Origin of the sequence: Streptomyces decoyicus (genome assembly GCF_019880305.1) — a bacterium.
GTDB lineage: Bacteria > Actinomycetota > Actinomycetes > Streptomycetales > Streptomycetaceae > Streptomyces > Streptomyces decoyicus.
The window spans coordinates 1492413-1510658 of the sequence record NZ_CP082301.1; the positions used below are offsets into that span (position 1 = coordinate 1492413).

Consider the following 18246-nt stretch of genomic DNA (forward strand, 5'->3'; position numbering starts at 1 on the left):
CGGTCTCGGGGTTCCAATGCCGCGTACGGAATCGGTTACCGGTGGGTAGGGGCGGTCGCGACGGCGACGACGTCGCCGATGACGATGACCGCCGGGGGACGCACGCCCTCGGCCCGTACGGTCTCGCCGAGCGTCGCCAAGGTGGCGTCGACCCGGCGCTGGGCCGCGGTGGTCCCCTCCTGGATGACGGCGGCCGGGGTGTCCGCGGCGCGGCCGTGCTCGACCAGCTTGGCGGCGATGGCGCCGCTGTTCTCCACGCCCATCAGGACCACGAGGGTGCCGCGCAGCTTGGCGAGCGAAGGCCAGTCCACGAGCGAGCGCTCGTCGTCGGGGGCGACATGGCCGCTGACGACGGTGAACTCGTGGGCGACGCCACGGTGGGTGACCGGGATGCCGGCGGCGCCGGGCACCGAGATGGTGCTGGAGATGCCGGGAACGACCGTGCAGGGGATGCCGGCCTCGGCGAGCGCCTGGGCCTCTTCCATGCCGCGGCCGAAGACGAACGGGTCGCCGCCCTTGAGCCGGACCACGGCCTTGCCGGCCTTGGCATGCTCGATCAGCGCGTTGTTGATGGCCTCCTGGGCCATGAACCGGCCGTAGGGGATCTTGGCGGCGTCGATGACCTCGACATGCGGCGGCAGTTCGGCGAGGAGGTCGCGGGGGCCGAGACGGTCGGCGATGACGACGTCGGCCTCGGCGAGCAGCCGGCGGCCGCGGACGGTGATCAGGTCGGGGTCGCCGGGGCCGCCGCCGACCAGGGCCACGCCCGGGGCGTGCGGGCGGCGGTGGTGCGGGGCGGCGATGCTGCCGTCGCGGAGGCCCTCGACGATCGCGTCGCGCACGGCGGCGGAGCGGCGCGGGTCACGGCCGGTGAGCACGGCGACGGTGACGCCCTCGCTGCGGCCGGTGGCCGGGGTCCAGGCGGTGGCCGCCTCGGCGTCGTCGGAGCGTACGCACCACACCCGGCGGTCCTCGGCCTCCTGGGAGGCCGCGGCATTGGCCTCGGGGTCGTCGGTGGAGATCAGCGCGTACCAGGCGTCGGCGAGGTCGCCGTCCTGGTAGCGGCGGCGCTCCCAGCGGACCTCCCCGGCGTCGGCCATCGCCTCGACGGACGGGGTGGCGGACGGAGAGATCAGCAGGACATCGGCGCCCGCGGCGACGAGGGACGGGAGCCGGCGCTGGGCGACCTGCCCGGCGCCCAGGACGACCACCCGGCGGCCGGACAGCCGCAGTCCGACGGGGTAGGCGGCGTGTTCGGCGGCGTGCTCAGCCATGACGGTACGGCTCCTTGTGCGGATGGTGCGAAGGCGACGGCCGGCTCAGCCGCTGCGGCGCCGGAGCGGCTGGTGAAGGGGGTACGGCCCTGGGACGGTACGGCCCCGGCCCACAGCCTATGGGGCTGCGGGCCGGGGGTCATGCGGGGGCGGTGGCTGCCCCGCTCAGCTCTTCTCGGTGACTCCGGCGGAGTCGAAGGTGGCGACCTCGTGCATGGCGCGGGCGGCGCTCTGCACCACGGGCAGCGCGAGCAGGGCACCGGTGCCCTCGCCGAGCCGCAGATCGAGGTCGACCAGCGGGCGCAGGCCGAGCTTGTTCAGGGCCGCGACATGGCCCGGCTCGGCGCTGCGGTGGCCCGCGATGCAGGCCGCCAGCGCCTCGGGGGCGATGGCACGGGCCACCAGGGCGGCGGCGCCGGCGCTCACCCCGTCGAGGATCACCGGCGTACGCAGCGAGGCGCCGCCGAGGATCAGACCGACGAGGGCGGCGTGCTCCAGGCCGCCGATCGCGGCGAGGACGCCGATGGGGTCGGCGGGGTCGGGCTGGTGCAGCTCCAGGGCGCGGCGGATCACCTCGACCTTGCGGGCGTGCGTCTCGTCGTTGATGCCGGTGCCGCGGCCGGTGACCTCGACCGGGTCGACGCCGGTGTAGACGGAGATCAGCGCGGCGGAGGTGGTGGTGTTGGCGATGCCCATCTCGCCCGTGAGCAGCGCCTTGTTGCCGGCCGCGACGAGGTCACGGGCGGTGTCGATACCGACCTCGATGGCCTTGAGCACGTCCTCCTGGGTCATCGCCGGGCCCGCCGTGAAGTCGGCGGTGCCCGGGCGGACCTTGCGCGGCAGCAGACCGGGAGTGGCGGGGAGTTCGCCCGCCACACCGACGTCCACGACACAGACCTCGGCGCCGACCTGGTTGGCGAAGGCGTTGCAGACCGCGCCGCCGCCCAGGAAGTTGGCGACCATCTGGCCGGTGACCTCCTGGGGCCAGGGGGTCACGCCCTGGGCGTGCACCCCGTGGTCACCGGCGAAGATCGCGACGGCGGCCGGCTCCGGGATCGGCGGCGGGCACTTGCGGGACAGTCCGGACAGCTGGGCGGAGATGATCTCCAGCATGCCCAGCGCCCCGGCGGGCTTGGTCATCCGCTTCTGCCGCTCCCAGGCCTCGCCGAGCGCCTTGGCGTCCAGCGGGCGGATGCCCTGGAGGGTCTCCTGGAGGAGGTCGTGCGGGCTCTCGCCGGGCAGCGCGCGCCGGCCGTAGGTCTCCTCGTGGACGACCCAGGACAGCGGGCGGCGCTTGGACCAGCCGGCCTGGAGCAGCTCGGGCTCCTCCGGGAACTCGTCGACGTAACCGATGCACAGGTAGGCGACGACTTCGAGGTGCTCGGGCAGGCCCAGTTCGCGGACCATCTCCCGCTCGTCGAAGAAGCTGACCCAGCCGACGCCCAGGCCCTCGGCGCGGGCGGCGAGCCAGAGGTTCTCGACGGCGAGCGCGGAGGAGTACGGCGCCATCTGCGGCTGGGTGTGCCGGCCGAGGGTGTGCCGGCCACCGCGGGTGGAGTCGGCGGTGACGACGATGTTCACCGGCGTTTCGAGGATCGCTTCGATCTTCAGCTCGCGGAACTGCTTGGCGCGCGCCTTGGGCAGCGACTTGGCGTAGGCCTCGCGCTGCGCCGTCGCGAGCTGGTGCATCTTCTCGCGGGTCTCGTCCGAGCGGATGACGACGAAGTCCCAGGGCTGGGAGTGGCCGACGCTGGGGGCGGTGTGGGCCGCCTCCAGGACGCGCAGCAGCACGTCGTTGGGGATCGCGTCGCTGCGGAAGCCGTTGCGGATGTCGCGGCGTTCGCGCATCACGCGGTGTACGGCGGCGCGCTCGGAGTCGTCGTACCCGGCGGCCGGGGACGGGTCCTCGGCCGGGTCGGGCACCACCGCGGGGTCGGAGCCGTCGGGCGCTTCGGAGCCCTCGGGCGCTGCGGCGGGCCGCTGACCGGCCGGCTGCGGCTGGTCGTCGTCCTGGCCCTCGCCCAGCTCGACGAGTTCGGCGATGTCCTGCTCCTCTGGCGACTCATCGGCGGGCATGTCGGCAGCGGGGGCGCTGCCGGGCGTGGGCCCGGCCGTCGTGGGCTCTTCACCGGCGGCCGCGGCCTGCGGGGTCGTGCCGTCCGTGGTGGACGGCTCGCCGGAGGCCTGGGCCGGGATGTGGACGGCGACGGGTGGGGCGTCGGCAGGGAGGTCCGCGGGGGCGTCGGCCTCGGCGGGCTCGTCGGTCCCGGCGGTCTCTGCGGGGGCGTCGGCCTCGGCGGGCTCGTCGGTCCCGGCGGTCTCTGCGGGGGCGTCGGCCCCGGTGGGCTCGTCGGTCCCGGCAGTCACTACGGGCTCCTCGGCCCCGGCAGCCTCTGCGGGCGCGTCGGGTGTCGCGTCCACGGCGGGACCGGTGCCCGGGGCCGGCTCGGCCGTCGGGTCGTTCGGCTCGCCGAGGTGGCCGGGGGCGTCGGGGGCGGCCGCTACGGGCTGCTGCTCCGCGGCGTCCGCGCCCTGCGGCGCGGCGTCCTGTGCGGGCACCTCGTCGGTCTGCTGCCCTGCGGCGTCCGCGGGGGCGTCGGACTGCGGCTGTCCGGCGGCCGCTTCCTGCGCCTCGGGCGGCTCTATGGCCGTCTGCTCCAGGGGAGCGCCGCTGTCGGAGACGGGCTGCGCGACGGGGCCCTGGGGAGCGGTGACGGGCATGGGGGCGGCGGCGGGCTCGGCAGCGGAGACGTCGTCGGCACCGGTCCCGGCCGGGACGGCCTCGGGCTCGGTCAGGACGGGCTCAGCGGCCTCGGGCTCGGCGGCCTCGGGCTGTGGCTGGGGCTCGTCGGCGACGGGGGCCGGTGCGGCGGACTGCGGCTGGTCGAGGGCGTCGGCCGGTTCGGCGGGCGGTTCCTGGCCGGCGGGCTGCTCGTCCTGCGGGGCCTGGGCCGGCTCGGCGGTGGCGTCGGGCGTGACGGCGGCGGACTGCTCGGTCACGGGTTCCACGGGCTCGTCGCCCCCATCCGCCATGGCAGGGACCGGGGCCTCGGCCTCAGCGGCCGGTTCCTGCTCCGCGGGCTCGGCCTCGGCGGACGGGTCCTGGTCCACGGGCTGCTGGGGCACCTCGGCGGCAACCGCCTCGGGCTGCTGGGCGGCCACGGCAGCGTCGTCCGCCGCGGGCACCTCCTGCGCGGCGGCCGCCGCCACGGGAGCGCTCGCCGCGGCGTCGTCCGGCACGGCGGCCTCCGCCCCGGGCGTTCCGTCCTGACCGGGCACGACCGCATCCGGCAGGGCGGCCGGAGACACCTCCTGCGGCGGTACCGGGGCCGCCGCCTGCGCGTCCTGCACGGCACCGGCGGCGTCCGCGACGACGGCCGCGCCGTCGGCGGCCGCCGCGGCGTCCTCGGCCGGCATCGGCTGCGGCTGTTCGGCAGGCTGCGCGGCGTCCTGAGGTACGGGCGGCGCGGCATCGGCTGCGGGTGCGGCGGGCACCTCGGGGGCGACCGTTTCTGCAGCCGGGGCCGGCGCCGTCTGCGGGAGGTGGGCGGCCTGGGCGGAGGCCTCGTTCCACGACGGCACCTGCGACGGGATCTCGCCGAGCTGCGGGCCGGGCAACGGCCCCTGCCCCGCGGCCCCGTAGGTCTGCTCTGCGGACAACTGACCACCGTAGGGCTGCTCGGCGTACGACGGTGCCGCGAAAGCCTGCGCCGCCGGATCCCCGGGGGTCTGCTCGGTGTACGGGAGGCCCGCACCGGGCTGCGCGTCGGCCACCGGCTGTTCACCCGGCGCGGTCTCGGGGGCCGGGGCCGGGGCGTCGAAGTATTCGGGCCCGCCGGTGGGCGGTCCCGCGTGCCGTCCGGCGGACTGCGAGGGCGCGTCGGCCGGTCCGCGGTCGGCGAGCGAACGGACCACTCCGCCGGTCGCGTCGGGGACGGGCGGGCCCATGTGCAGCGGACGGCGCTGGGGGGTGGCGGGCGCGGCGGCGCGGGCGCGGTCCTGCTGCTGCGGAGCCGCGGGCTGCGGGATACGGACGGCGCTGAGGTCGACGGAACCGGAATCCCGGCCGCCGCTCTCATGGTCACCGGCCTGGGCCGGCATCGGCTCGAAGCCGGTGGCCCCCTGGGCGGCCGCGTCGAACGGCACGCCCTGCTGGGGCTGCTGCTCCGGAACGTGGTGGGTCTCCTGCGGCTGCGGGAGCGGCTGGGGCGCCGGCTGTTCGCTCCAGGCGCCCTGGGCGCCCGGCATCAGCAGCAGATCGTCGTCCTCGACAACACCTTCGGCCTGGTCGAGGTAGGGGTATTCGCCGGGAGGGGACACCATGCCCGGCAGTTCTGTCGGTCCGGCGTCGGCAGGGGAGGAAGCGGCCGCCGGTTGCGGCTGCCCGGGATGTCCGCCTGCGTTCTCCGGCTGCCCCTCGCCCGGGACCTGGCCGGTGTCGGTCATGCGTACCCCTCGCCCATTGGTAGTGCTCCTTCCAACCGCTCGTGCGACGCGCTCGACCGGGGCGCGCCGACGCCCGATAGCTAGAACGAGCGAGCACGCCTCGCGGCACGTCCGCTCTCCAGAGCTTCATATTCGGCCAAAACCACGGCATTTTCCGGATATTGGCGTACGAAGCCGAATGCGGAACGGCGGCGCAACGATCCGCCAGCCTACCTCGCGCGGGTTGCCGTGCTGGTCATGGGTGAGGAACGCGATAGCCGCTGAGCAAAAACACCACGGACCGCTCGCGTTCGACCCAGACGGAGGTGTCCAGGTCCACGGACTGGAGCAGCGCGCACTCGACTTCGTAGCCGCCGTCGGCCAGCGCCCGGCCCAGCGCTTCGGCCTCGTCACGGGTGGCGGCGTGGGTGACGATCCGTTCGGGGCGGCGGGCCGCACAGGCGGTGACGACCTCCGCTCCCCCGCCGCCGACACGGATCACATCGGGCTCGGGCAGGTCCTCCAGGACCTGCGGCGCACGCCCGTGCGCGACCTGGAGTTGCACGCCGTGGCGGCGGGCGAGGGCGGCGGCGCGCCCGCAGGCGTCCGCGTCGGCGTCCACCGCGATGACGGCGGCACCAAAGCGCGCGGCCTCCACCGCGGCGGCCCCGCTGCCCGCACCGATGTCCCAGACCAGGTCGCCCACCTGCGGCCCGAGACGGGCGAGTTGTGCGGTGCGCAGCTGGACGGACTCGCCCTCGCCCAGGGCGCCGCCGTAAGCACTGTCCGGAAGTCCCCAGCCGCGCGGGCCCGTCGGGTGGCCCACCTCGCGGCCGGCGATCCAGCCGGTCCCCTGGGCCGCGGCACCGGCGGGTGAACCGCCGACGACAATAACGACATTGGGGTCACGCCAGACATGGTCGGGAACTTTGTCGGATGTGAGGACTGTCACCCGCTCGCGGTCGGTGCCCAGGTCCTCGCAGATGACGAAGGTGCGGTGGACGCGGTCGAGCAGCAGGGCGAGTTCGGCGGGCCCCGCGCCGGGCGAGGTGAGCACCGCGACCTTGGTGTGGGCGCGGCAGACATTCACCGCGCGGCGCAGATCGCGGCTGTGGGCGACGACGATCTGGGCGTCGTCCCAGGGCATACCGGCCCGTGCGAAGGCGGCCGCGACGGAGGAGACGGCCGGTACCACTTCCACTTCCAGGCCGTGCTCGGGTGCCCGGAGGGTGCGCACGACGCCGAAGAAGCCGGGGTCGCCGTCGGCGAGCACGACGGCGGTACCGCGGTGCTGGGCGATGCGGCGGGCGGCCAGGGTCACGCTGCCGAGCCGGATCCGCTCGGCGTTCCGCGGGACTTCGGGCAGTGCGAGGTGGTGGGCGGCGCCGGCCACGAGGGTGGCGGCGCCGAGGGCGGAGCGGGCGGCGGCGGTCAGCGCGGAGCCGTCCCATCCGATCACCGTGACCCGGTCGGCCATGCTCGTCAGTCTCCTGGGGCTGCTGTGGGTACGCGGGCGGGGTCAGCGGGCGGGCCGGCCGCGGGGCGGCCGTCGGCCGGCGGAAGTGCCGCTGTGGTGCGCTGGTCCGCGCGGGTCGCGCAGGTGCGCGGCAGGCCGAGGGTACCCCGAGAGGTACGGACCGGAGCGGGGGCGTGGGTCAGTTCCACTCGGGGTAGGCAAATCCGTTCGCGTCCGCCAGCCGGCCGGGGACCCCGTCGAGGTCCTCGGGCAGCAGACTCCACACGATCAGATCGGTGCGGATGTCCGTCCAGCCGCCGTCCTCGGTGCGGCTGCGGGCTATCCAGGCGTTGCGCAGCACGCCCTCGCTGATGCAGCCGATCTTCTGGGCGACCTGCTGGGACGCGGTGTTGTCGGCCGCCGTGCGCAGCTCGATGCGTTCGAACTTCTGGTCATGGAAGAGCCATTGCGCGACCGCGAGGACGGACTCGGAGGCGTAGCCCTCGCCGCGTGCCCAGGGGGCGGTGACATAGCCGACCTCGGTGCTGAGCACCCGCCAGTCGGTGTGGTCGACGTGGATGGTGCCGACCAGGCGCTGGGTGAGGAATTCGGTGACGGCCAGGGCGATGCCGCGGCCTTCGGTGCGTACGGCGGCGGCCTTGCCGGTGGCCCAGGCGCGGGCCTCGGCGGTGGTGTAGGGGTGCGGGACCGTGGTCCAGGCGGTGACGAGTTCGTCGGCCATCATGTCGGCGAGCGCGGGCACATCGGACTCGTCGAACGGGCGCAGCACCAACCGGTCCGTGCTGATGGAGATGTCCGGAAAGGTGGATGTCATGCCGCTGCTCCCACGCCGTTGACTGTGGTGTTCCGGAACGTCGCGGGCTGTGAGACCGCGAGGTCACGGGCCGTCTTGACCGTCTTGAATGCACCAGCATGCAGCATGGGCCCGCGGGTGTGCCATGCGCGTGGGCCCCGGCCGCGCACCGCGCGGGTCCGGGGCCCGGTGGCCGCCCGCGCGGACGGCCACCTTCCGGTGACCTGCGCACGAGCGAGGGCACATCCACACCCGCCCACCCCCCGAAGGGGGGTGGGCGGCGGGGAAAACCTCAGGACAGGGGGAGGCGTCAGCTCTTGGCGGGGCCGAAGGCCGGGATGACCGAGCCGTCCTTGTACTTGTCCTCGATGAACTTCTTGACCTCGGGGGAGTTCAGGAGCTTGGCGAGCTTCTTGATCCGCGGGTCGCTCTCGTTGCCCTTCTTGACGGCGAGGAAGTTGGCGTAGGGGTTGCCCTTCGCCTTCTCCAGGGCCAGCGCGTCCTTGGAGGGCTTGAGGTGGGCGCCGATGGCGAAGTTGCCGTTGATGATCGCGGCGTCGACGTCGTCGATGCGCGGCGCGGTCTGGGCGGCCTCCAGCTCGGTGATCTTGATGCCCTTGTCGTCCTTGACGTCGGTCAGCTTGGCGTCGGAGCCGACACCGGGCTTGAGGGTGATCACGCCGTTGTCGGCGAGCAGCTTGAGCGCCCGGCCCTCGTTGGAGGGGTCGTTGGGGACCGAGACGGTGCTGCCGGACTTGAGCTGCGACAGCTTGTCGATCTTCTTGGAGTAGACGCCGAGCGGCTCGATGAGCACGTTCTGGACGGGCACGATGTGCGTGCCGTTCTCCTTGTTGAAGGTGTCGAGGAACGGCTTGTGCTGGAAGAAGTTGGCGTCGACCTGGCCGTCGTCGGTGACCTTGTTCGGGATCTTGTAGTCGTTGAACGGCTTGACGACGAGCTTGAGGCCTTCCTTCTCCGCCAGCTCGTTCTTGACGAAGTCCAGGATGGTGCCGTGCGGAGTGGGGCTCGCGGCGACGACGAGCGGGGCGTTCTTGTCGCCCTTGTCGCTGCTGGCGGTGGTGTCGGAGGGAGCGCTGCACGCGCTCGCGCCGAGGGCGACGGCGGAGGCGGCGGCTATGGCGACGGAGATCTTCAGGGTGTTGCGCACGAAGAGTGCCTCTTTCTTGTTCACACGCGCGCGTTCACGCGTGGTGTCCGCCCGGCAAAGGGTCCGGGCTCCGGGGTGGTGCGGGTCGTACGGGGGTGTTGCGGTCAGGCGGCTTCGGTGACGGCGGCCGGCTCCTCGGTACGGGCACGGCGCAGGCCGACGCCCAGGGAGGAGGCCCGGGTGCCGCGGCCGGCGAGCCGGCGGACGACGAGGTCGCCGAGCAGCTGGACGACCGTGACGAGGAGGACCAGCTCGACGACGGTGGTGATCATCAGCGAGGTCTCGTACTGCTGGTAGCCGTAGGTATAGGCCAGGTTGCCCAGACCGCCGCCGCCGACCGCACCGGCGATCGCGGAGTAGCCGATCAGCTGGATGACGGTGGTGGTGACGGCCGCGATCAGTGCGGGCAGCGCCTGCGGGAGCAGCACCTTGAAGACGATGGTCCAGGTGCCGCCGCCCATGGCCTGGGCGGCTTCGACCAGGCCGTGGTCGACCTCGCGCAGTGCGGCCTCCACCAGCCGGGCGAAGAACGGGATGGCGGCGATCGCGAGCGGGACGACCGCGCCGGTCGGGCCGATGGAGACGCCGACGACGAGCCGGGTGAAGGGGATCAGCACGACGATCAGGATCAGGAACGGGAAGGACCGTCCGATGTTCACGATCGCACCGAGGACCTTGCTCACCACGATGTTCTGAAGGAGGGCCCCGCGGTCGGTCAGATGCAGCAGCACACCGACCGGGATGCCGATGAGCACCGCGTAGAACGTCGACCACCACACCATGAACAGGGTGTCGAGCGTGTTGTCGTACAGCAGCGGCTGCATCTCGTTCCAGGTCACTTGGCACCTTCCTTCTGGAGCGTGGCGGCGGGCGCCGGGATCGCCGGCTGGTCGGCGGCGGCGGGCACGGCGACGCTGCCGTCGACGTCCGCCACGTCCACCTGGAGGCCCTGCTCGCGCAGGAAACCGATCGGCACGACGTTCTCCTCGAAGCGGCCGGGGAGCTCGATGCGCATCCGGCCGATCTGCTTGCCGCCGACGGTGTCCATGGCGGCGCCGAGGATCGAGATGTCGACGTTGTAGGTGCGCGACAGCTCGGAGATCACCGGGCGGGTGGCGGCCGAGCCGTGGAAGGTGATGTCGACGACGGTGCGGTCGTCGGCGGACGGCTCGCCGCCGACCGGGAACAGCTCCCGGGCCAGCTCGGAGCCGGGGGTGGCCAGGAGTTCGGCGACGGTGCCCTGCTCGATGACCCGGCCGTTCTTCATCAGCGCGGCCGAGTCGCAGATCGTCTTGACGACGTCCATCTCGTGCGTGATGAGCACGACGGTCAGGCCCAGCTTGCGGTTGAGGTCGCGCAGCAGCTGGAGGATGGAGCGGGTGGTCTCCGGGTCCAGGGCGCTGGTGGCCTCGTCGGAGAGCAGCACCTTGGGGTCGCCGGCCAGCGCGCGGGCGATGCCGACGCGCTGCTTCTGGCCGCCGGAGAGCTGGGCGGGGTAGGCCTTGGCCTTGTCGGCGAGGCCTACCAGGTCCAGCAGCTCCAGCGCCTTGCGGGAGCGCTCGCGGCGGTCGACCTTGAGGATCTCCAGCGGCAGTTCGACGTTGTCCTGGACGGTGCGCGAGGACAGCAGGTTGAAGTGCTGGAAGACCATGCCGATGTGGCTGCGCGCGGCCCGGAGCTGGGCACTGGCCCGCTTGCCGCGTCCGGCGATGGACGTCAGTTCCTGGCCGGCGACGGTGACCGTGCCGGAGGTGGGACGCTCCAGGAGGTTGAGGCAGCGGATGAGGGTGGACTTGCCGGCGCCGCTCTGGCCGATGACGCCGTACACCTCGCCCTCGCGGACGTGCAGATCGACGCCGTCCAGGGCGGTGACTTCGCGGTCTCCGGAACGGTAGACCTTGGTCAGGCCCGTTGTGGTGATCACTAGGGAATTCCGTCACTGTCGAGTGCTCGGCGGCTCGCCCGCCGGGCACGGGGCATTCTTGCGAGTGCGGCAGAGGGGAACGCGGGGCGGCGGCGGGCGCGGGGGCCCGGCTCCGGGTTCCGGTGACGCGGGGCGGCCGACGTCGTCGGGGGGCGACGCACGGCTCATGGGGGTCCCCCTGCTCTTCGAGAGCTCGGGGGAAGGGTCTCGCTTCGGGGCGCGAGGCTCAGACGGGGGCCCTCAGCAGTCACACATTCGACACATGCAACGAGCACCGGACGTCAGGTACGCCTCGGTCGCAGGGGTGCGGCTGCTCGTCGTGGTCATGGCGGCAAGTAAACCAGACAGCAGGACGGGCCGATCAAGCCAGTCCGGATAGCGGACATGCCTGACCGACCCGTGGACAGCGCCTCACTTCGCGATGGTGATCTCCACCGATCCGTCCGTGGCCTGCGCGGATACCTCCGAGAGCGTGCTGACGACGACATCCGCCGACAGTTCCTCCGCCCGGTGGGTTGTGGTCAACGCCACGGTCAGCATCCCGGCCGCCCGTCCGGCCGCGAGTCCCGCCGGCGCGTCCTCGAAGACCACACAGCGGGCCGGGTCCACCCCCAGCCGCTCGGCGGCGAGCAGGAAAGGCTCCGGGTCCGGCTTGCCGCGGCTGATGTCGTCGGCGGCTATCAGCGTCTTGGTCCGGATCCCGGCCGCGTCGAGACGGGCCTCGGCCAGCCGGGCGGTCGCGGAGGTGACCACGGCCCACCGCTCGGCGGGCAGGCTCTCCAGCAGGGCGAGGGTGCCGGGCAGCGCCACGACTCCCCCGGCGACGTCCTCGACCTCCAGGTGCTCGATCCGGGCCACCGCCTCGGGCACCCGGTCCGCGGGCAGCAGATCGGCGACGATCTCCGCCGCCGGGCGCCCGTGCAGCTGGATCCGGCCGAACTCCTGCCCGGTGACGCCGTACTCCTTCGCCCACCGGGTCCAGCAGCGGGAGACGGACTCCAGGGAGGAAATCAGGGTGCCGTCGTTGTCGAAAAGGAGCGCATCAGCGGTGATCTTCATACTTCACGAGCGTACGTGCCACGGCGGGGCCGGACGCGGCCGCCCGCCCGCCGCCGATTAGCATCGCCCCCATGCCCCACAACCCCACGGCGCGCAGCCACGTGGCCCGGAGGTCCCGGTGATCGACGCGCTGACGATCACGGTCGCGGTGACCGCTCTCGCCCTCGCCGCCTGGTGCGGCTTCGCCGCGTTCCGCGACCAGCCCACCAAGGACTGGCACCTCATCGGCATGGCTCTGGTGTCGCTGCTCGGCCTCGCCCAACTGGTCATCGCCGTCGTGCAGTTGGCCCGCGGCCAGTCGCCGGACCAGGGCACCGCCCTCTTTGTCTCGTATCTGCTCGGGGCGGCCGCCTGTGTCCCCGCGACCGGGTTCATGTCGCTCTCGGAGCGCACCCGCTGGGGTTCGGCCACCGTCGCGGCGGGCGCCGTGGTGCTGGCCGTACTGGAAGTGCGGCTGTTCGACATCTGGGGAGGCGGCAGTGCCTGATTCCACGACGACCTCCGCGGCGGACGGCACCACGGCCGCCGCCCCGGCGAAGCGTTCCCTGGGCACCGGCCCCGGGCGCCTGCTGGTCGCGCTCTACGGCATCTTCACCGTCGCTGCCGCCTCCCGCTCGCTCTACCAGCTCATCGCCCAGTTCGACCGGGCCCCGCTGGCGTACAGCCTCTCGGCCCTCTCCGCGGTCGTCTACGGGTTCATCACGTTCTCGCTGGTGCGCGGCGGCGAGGGCGCCCGCCGGGCCGCGTTCGCCTGCTGCGCGCTGGAGCTGCTCGGGGTGCTCGGCATCGGCACCTGGACCCTGCTCGACCGGTCCGCGTTCCCGGACGCCACGGTCTGGTCGGACTACGGCATGGGCTATCTCTTCATTCCGGTCATCCTGCCCGTCACCGGGCTGATGTGGCTGCGCCGGGCCCGTACGGAGCAGCCCGCCTGAGCCCTCCCGTCATCCCTGACGGACACCGGGAGGGCGGGCCCGGCCACCGCGCGGGCCCGCCCTCCCCCTGTCTCATGCCTGGGCGGCGAACTCTCCCTGGCTCCGCCCGGGAGGCGTTCCCACGGCGGTGGTCTCCTGGCGCAGCTCCTTCTCCAGCGTCACCACGCTCAGGCGGGAGGTGAGCTGCTCGGTGCCCACGGGCAGATAGCCGTGGCTGCGGTACAGACGCAGATTGCCCTCGCTGCGGTGCCCGGTGAACAGGCGGAAGCCCGTGGCGGACCGCTCGGCCGCCAGCCGTTGCTCGACCGCGTCGAGCAGCCGTCCGCCCAGGCCGTGCCGCTGCATCCGCGGGTGCACGATGAGCTTGGCTATCCGCGCGGTGCCGTCCTCGTCGACCGTGCCGCGCACGGACCCGACCACCTCCTCGCCGAGCCTGGCCACCACGACGCAGGCCCCGCCCAGTTCGGCGCGCAGCGCCTGGAGGGTCTGGGTGAGCGGCTCGATGGCGTAGTCGTCGTACAGCGCGGCTTCCTGCTGGTAGCAGAGGTACTGGAGTTTGAGGATCTGCTCGGCGTCCTGGTCGGTCGCCGCAGAGATGGTCACGCTCGTGCCCATGCGCGTATGCCTCCCCTATTCGGTTTCGCTGGTCCGGGCGCGCTGAGGGTGGTGTGCTTTCCGGGGGACGCTCCGGCCCCCCGGGGTACGCCCGGAACGATGTGCCCTGACAGACGGCGCCGTGGGGTACCCGGCGCCGCCATGGCGTGGCTGACACTGCTTCTTCCGGGTTCCCCTGGATGTGGCAGCGGCAATCTCCGCCGCGAGCATTCTGCGCAGGCATTTGGGGCAAGCGGAACGGACCGGCACCGAGCTCTCCTGTGACATTCCCAACTCAGATGAGAGGGCAGGCGAGGTGTGCCGGTCCGGGCTCCGCCGCGGCAGCGGCCGGCCGCGAGCGGTCAGTGCTTGCGGAACTGCGCGGCCGCCAGCAGCGCGGTGTCGGGGTTGTCGGAGAACAGACCGTCGATACCGGTGCCGAGAAGGGCCTTGAAGAAACCGAGCGAGTCGCCGTAGGCGTTCGGGTCGCTGCCACGGCGGTAGTCGGTCGGCAGGAAGGTGTTCTCGTTGCGGACCGTATACGGGTGGAGCACCAGTCCGGCGGCGTGGGCGTCCTTGACGACGGAGCTGGGCTCGCCGAGCTTGCCGTCCTTGTCCCGCGGGATGATCACGGTCAGGTCCGGGCCGATGCCCTGGGCGAAGCGGGCGAGCCACTTCAGGCCCTCGGGCTTGACCAGGTCGGCGACGGTGCGCGGGTCACCGGACGCCGTGAAGTCCCAGGGGCGGTCCTTGAGCGTGCCCAGCAGGACGACCTTGGGGCAGTCGACGAGCTTGTCCAGGCGCTGGATGCTGCTGGGCTCGAAGGACTGGAGGAAGTTCGGGGAGTTCTTCCGGTGCCGGCCGTGCGCACGCAGGGCCTTCGCCAGCCGCTCCTCCAGGCCGAGGCCGAGCCCCCGGAAGTAGGTGGGGTGCTTGGTCTCGATGTGCAGCCAGACGCGGCGGCCCCGCTTGCGGCCCTCGCGCTCGGCCCACTGGAGGACCTCCTCGAAGGTCGGCACCTCCCACACCCCGTCGTAGAGGGTGTTGTGCTGGCGGGTGCCCGGTATGCGCTCCTTGGCGCGCAGCGTCTTGAGCTCGGCGAGCGTGAAGTCCTCGGTGAACCAGCCGGTCAGCTTGACCCCGTCGACGGACTTGGTGGTCTTGCGGTCCGCGAACTCGGGGTGCGCGGAGACATCGGTGGTGGCGGTGATGTCGTTCTCGTGACGGCAGACCAGATGCCCGTCCTTGGTCGGGACGAGGTCCTGCTCGATGACGTCCGCGCCCATGTCCAGGGCGAGTTGGTACGAGCCGAAGGTGTGCTCGGGGCGGTAGCCGCTGGCACCGCGGTGGCCGACGATCAGCGGCACGGGCAGCTCCTGGGGCACACCGGCTCGCTGACCTGCGCTCGCCTGGCCGGCCGTGCCGAATACCGCCGCTCCCGCGCCGAGGGCCGCGGCGCCCAGCACCATCCGTCGTCCCGGCTGCCGATTGTGCATGCGCACGCTCCTTGCTCTAGGTGTTCTGTGGTGTTCCAGGTGCTTCCGGGTGTATTCCGGTGACCGATGAGGCGTGTTGCACACCGGTCCGCACCACCGGGCTGATCGTAAGCACGGACGGGTCACGCCCGGGAGACGCACGCCAACATCGGGGGGAAGATGGGGGTAACACACGTCAACTGTGCGTATCGACCTCGTGAACCCGATGTGCGAGCGGGAGTGACCCGCGAGTATTGTCCTGGGCTGCAGAGTTCTGCGCCCGCTTGCCGTTGACCAGTCTCGACCCGGAGGGCCCGTTGTCCCGCATTGTGCTGAAGGCGATTCTCGGATTCGTCATGCGTGTCCTGTACCGCCCGAAGGTAGAGGGCATGGAGCGCATTCCGGCGACCGGGCCGGTGATCCTGGCCGGCAATCACGTCACCTTCATCGACTCACTGTTCCTGAGCCTGGTGGTCAAGCGCCCGGTGTACTTCATCGGCAAGGACGAGTACGTCACCGGCAAGGGCTTCAAGGGCCGGCTGATGGCCTGGTTCTTCACCAGCTCCGGCATGATCCCGGTGGACCGGGACGGCGGGCACGGCGGGGTCGCCGCGCTGATGACCGGCCGCCGGATCCTGGAGGAGGGCAGCGTCTTCGGTATCTACCCCGAGGGCACCCGCTCCCCCGACGGCCGTCTCTACCGCGGCCGTACGGGCATCGCCCGGCTCACCCTGATGACCGGCGCGCCCGTCGTCCCGTTCGCGATGATCGGCACCGACAAGGTGCAGCCCGGCGGCAAGGGCCTCCCGCACATCGCCCCGGTGACGGTGCGCTTCGGTGAGCCGCTGGACTTCTCCCGCTACGACGGCATGGACCGCGACCGCTATGTGCTGCGGGCCGTCACCGACGAGGTGATGAGCGACGTCATGGAGCTGTCCGGCCAGGAGTACGTCGACATGTACGCCACCAAGGCCAGGGCCGCCTGACCCGGTCCGCCTGCGCCGGGCCCCATCCGTTCCTCGGATGGGGCCCGTTGTGCGTGCTGCGCCCGCGCACCGGGTCAGCAGGGCACCCGGAAGCCGCCGGGGGCGCGCTGGCCCTCGGCGCCGCCGGTCAGCGCCGTACGCAGCGCCGCCTCGGGCCGCGGCACCACGCTGCCGTCGGCCTGGAGCAGCTGCTGGCGCTGGGTGACGGTGCCGGTGCGGGCGCCGGGCACCTGCGCGTTCTTGACCGCCACGCGGTTCAGCGAGGCGGGCTTCAGCTGCTTCTTGGCGCGGACGAAGGCGATGAAGCTCTCGAAGTCGCGGGCGTGCCGTACCGGTGCGGTGAACCCGGTGAAGGCGCTGAAGCCGTCCTGGTTGATGAGGGTGTACGAGGGGGCGGCGAGCCGGTAGCTGCGGTTGAGGTCGAGTGCGGTGCCGTCGATGAACACCTCGGCGGGGTCGATCCGCCGGCCGACCGGGCCCGCGGCGTCGAAGGTGTAGCGGACATTGCCGGAGACGGCCAGCGGGGAGAAGCCGAGACCGCCGCCCGCGGTCGGCGCCCACTGTTCCTCCAGCGCGTCATGGATCTGCCGGCCGGTGACGGTGACGGTCAGGATCGGGTCGCCGAAGCCCACGGAGTTCCAGGCCTGCGCGAAGGTGACGGTGCCGTTCGTCTCCGCGTCACGGATCAGGTCGCCGGCGATCACCGCCTGGCCGACGCGCGGCGCCACCGCGATGACGGCGAGATCCGCGGGGGTGTTGGGGTGTTGGGCGGGGTCGTCCATCGGGCCGCGCGGCTGCCGGCCCGCCCACAGGGCCCAGTCCGCGACGAGGTTGCCCATGGTGGACTCCCCCACCGCGTTGCGCCGCCGGGTGAAGGAGGCGGTCTGGGTGCCGATCTTGCTGCGGGCGCGCCGGGTGGCGTAGCCCGCCCAGTAGCCGGCGATCGAGCGCAGCTCCGGGTCCGGCGTCACCTCGCGGGTGTTGGGGTGGTTGACCGAGGTGGTCAGCTCCCGGACCACCGATCCGGTGTCCGGGTCGAGGCGCAGATTGATCTCGTTGATGATCTGGCCGTAGCAGCCCGCCTCGACGAAGGGGCGGGGGTCGCCGTTGGGGTCGGGCAGCATCATCGTGAAGGCGCAGTGCCAGTGGCCGGTGACGATGGCATCGATGTCGGGCGAGGCGCGCAGCGCCAGTTCGTACGCGGGCCCGGAGGGGTTCTTGCCGCTGGAGAAGTCGCTGCCGGCCACCGCGCCGTCGTGCATGCTGAGCACGATCGCGTGGACGCCGCGTGACTTGAGCTCCGCGGCGCAGCGGTTGGCGGTCTCCAGCTCGTCCAGGGTGCGCAGTCCGGGCTGGTAGGAGCCGGGGAAGGACTCGGTGCCGATGGCGGTCAGATGGATGAAGCCGATCGCCAGCCGGCGGCCGCGGCCGGCGTCCACGTACTCGATGTTGTACGGCGGCAGTACGGTTTCGCCGTTCGCGTTCCACACCAGGTTCGCGCTGTAGTAGGGGAACTTCGCGCCCTCGAAGCGGCGTCCGGCGGAGTCCTTGAAGTCGTCGTCCCGTTCCACGACCGGGAAGGCGTCGCCGTCCTCCATGTGCGAGGTCAGGAAGGTCGCCGACTTGTCGAACTCGTGGTTTCCGGCCGAGGCGAAGTCCAGTCCCATGGCGTTGAGGGCTTCGATGGTGGGCTCGTCGGCGAAGGAGGAGGCGTCGAACTCCCAGCCGGAGAAGAGGTCACCGGGGGCGAAGAAGAGCGAGTTGCGGCGGCCGTCTCTCAGCCGCTCCAGGTGGGCGGCCATATAGGCCACGCCGCCAACGGTGTACGTCTTCCCGCCGGCGCCGGTGATGAGGGAGTTGGCACCCGGGGCGCCCTGAAGATAGCCGTGCAGATCGGTGATGTTGAGGAGCTGGACGTCGACGTATTCGTCGGCGGTGGCCGCGTCGCGGGCGTGGCCGGTGGCGTAGGCGTTGCTGCCGATGGCGCTCGCGGTGGCGAGTGCCCCCGCGGCGGTGAAGAAGGAGCGTCGTCCGATGTCGCGCACTGCGTCACTCTCCTGAGCGGGCCGTCCGTGAGGGGACGACGGGAGAGTCAAGCAAGCCGCTCGGGACGGCCGGTCACCACGATGCGTACCG

The 18246-nt window shown here is 72.4% G+C and carries 14 protein-coding genes; 3 read left to right on the forward strand and 11 right to left on the reverse strand.

Annotation, left to right across the window (positions count from 1 at the left end; all coding sequences use genetic code 11):
- Positions 1-35: 35 nt before the first annotated feature.
- From cobA to K7C20_RS06600, 8 genes are all read right to left on the reverse strand, one after another.
- Positions 36-1274, reverse strand: coding sequence for a uroporphyrinogen-III C-methyltransferase (cobA, locus tag K7C20_RS06565; RefSeq protein ID WP_030083020.1), 1239 nt, complete (start codon positions 1272-1274; stop codon positions 36-38).
- A 165-nt stretch (positions 1275-1439) separates the two neighbouring features.
- Positions 1440-5720: a nicotinate-nucleotide--dimethylbenzimidazole phosphoribosyltransferase gene (cobT, locus tag K7C20_RS06570; protein WP_222892568.1), complete on the reverse strand. Its 4281-nt coding sequence runs from the start codon at positions 5718-5720 to the stop codon at positions 1440-1442.
- Positions 5721-5955: 235 nt separating this feature from the next.
- Positions 5956-7176: a precorrin-6y C5,15-methyltransferase (decarboxylating) subunit CbiE gene (cbiE, locus tag K7C20_RS06575; RefSeq protein ID WP_053208451.1), complete on the reverse strand. Its 1221-nt coding sequence runs from the start codon at positions 7174-7176 to the stop codon at positions 5956-5958.
- Between the two features lie 178 nt (positions 7177-7354).
- A complete protein-coding gene (locus K7C20_RS06580) occupies positions 7355-7990 on the reverse strand; it encodes a GNAT family N-acetyltransferase (protein WP_030083041.1) in 636 nt (211 codons plus the stop codon).
- 289 nt (positions 7991-8279) lie between these two features.
- Positions 8280-9161, reverse strand: a complete 882-nt coding sequence (locus tag K7C20_RS06585; protein ID WP_245170932.1) for a MetQ/NlpA family ABC transporter substrate-binding protein — start codon at positions 9159-9161, stop codon at positions 8280-8282.
- A gap of 80 nt (positions 9162-9241) precedes the next feature.
- Complete coding sequence (locus K7C20_RS06590) at positions 9242-9976, reverse strand: methionine ABC transporter permease (protein ID WP_053208452.1); 735 nt, start codon at positions 9974-9976, stop codon at positions 9242-9244.
- Positions 9973-11061: a methionine ABC transporter ATP-binding protein gene (locus tag K7C20_RS06595; protein ID WP_053208453.1), complete on the reverse strand. Its 1089-nt coding sequence runs from the start codon at positions 11059-11061 to the stop codon at positions 9973-9975. Before K7C20_RS06595 ends, K7C20_RS06590 begins: the two co-directional genes overlap by 4 nt.
- A gap of 411 nt (positions 11062-11472) precedes the next feature.
- Complete coding sequence (locus K7C20_RS06600; RefSeq protein ID WP_030083049.1) at positions 11473-12120, reverse strand: HAD-IA family hydrolase; 648 nt, start codon at positions 12118-12120, stop codon at positions 11473-11475.
- A gap of 118 nt (positions 12121-12238) precedes the next feature.
- Here K7C20_RS06600 and K7C20_RS06605 point away from each other — a divergent pair, with 118 nt between their 5' ends.
- Positions 12239-12607, forward strand: a complete 369-nt coding sequence (locus K7C20_RS06605) for a hypothetical protein (protein WP_030083051.1) — start codon at positions 12239-12241, stop codon at positions 12605-12607.
- Complete coding sequence (locus K7C20_RS06610; RefSeq protein WP_030083053.1) at positions 12600-13055, forward strand: hypothetical protein; 456 nt, start codon at positions 12600-12602, stop codon at positions 13053-13055. The genes K7C20_RS06605 and K7C20_RS06610 overlap by 8 nt, the downstream gene beginning before the upstream one ends.
- 72 nt (positions 13056-13127) lie before the next feature.
- Here the strand turns inward: K7C20_RS06610 and K7C20_RS06615 are convergent, their stop codons facing one another.
- Together K7C20_RS06615 and K7C20_RS06620 are read right to left on the reverse strand one after the other, a co-directional pair.
- Entirely contained in the window at positions 13128-13670 is a 543-nt protein-coding gene (locus tag K7C20_RS06615) for a GNAT family N-acetyltransferase (RefSeq protein WP_030083055.1), read from the reverse strand.
- A gap of 341 nt (positions 13671-14011) precedes the next feature.
- Positions 14012-15145, reverse strand: a complete 1134-nt coding sequence (locus K7C20_RS06620; protein WP_053208454.1) for a glycerophosphodiester phosphodiesterase — start codon at positions 15143-15145, stop codon at positions 14012-14014.
- Between the two features lie 296 nt (positions 15146-15441).
- Between K7C20_RS06620 and K7C20_RS06625 the strand changes: the two genes are divergently transcribed.
- Positions 15442-16110 carry a lysophospholipid acyltransferase family protein gene (locus K7C20_RS06625; protein WP_030083059.1) on the forward strand — a complete coding sequence of 223 codons (669 nt, stop codon included), beginning with the start codon at positions 15442-15444 and terminating at the stop codon, positions 16108-16110.
- A gap of 74 nt (positions 16111-16184) precedes the next feature.
- Here the strand turns inward: K7C20_RS06625 and K7C20_RS06630 are convergent, their stop codons facing one another.
- Complete coding sequence (locus K7C20_RS06630; RefSeq protein WP_053208455.1) at positions 16185-18155, reverse strand: bifunctional metallophosphatase/5'-nucleotidase; 1971 nt, start codon at positions 18153-18155, stop codon at positions 16185-16187.
- Between the last annotated feature and the right edge of the window lie 91 nt (positions 18156-18246).

Coding starts and splice junctions, on each gene's coding strand:
- cobA (WP_030083020.1), bottom strand. CDS start 1,274: ATGGCTGAGCACGCCGCCGAACACGCCGCCTACCCCGTCGGACTGCGG.
- cobT (WP_222892568.1), bottom strand. CDS start 5,720: ATGACCGACACCGGCCAGGTCCCGGGCGAGGGGCAGCCGGAGAACGCA.
- cbiE (WP_053208451.1), bottom strand. CDS start 7,176: ATGGCCGACCGGGTCACGGTGATCGGATGGGACGGCTCCGCGCTGACC.
- K7C20_RS06580 (WP_030083041.1), bottom strand. CDS start 7,990: ATGACATCCACCTTTCCGGACATCTCCATCAGCACGGACCGGTTGGTG.
- K7C20_RS06600 (WP_030083049.1), bottom strand. CDS start 12,120: ATGAAGATCACCGCTGATGCGCTCCTTTTCGACAACGACGGCACCCTG.
- K7C20_RS06615 (WP_030083055.1), bottom strand. CDS start 13,670: ATGGGCACGAGCGTGACCATCTCTGCGGCGACCGACCAGGACGCCGAG.
- K7C20_RS06620 (WP_053208454.1), bottom strand. CDS start 15,145: ATGCACAATCGGCAGCCGGGACGACGGATGGTGCTGGGCGCCGCGGCC.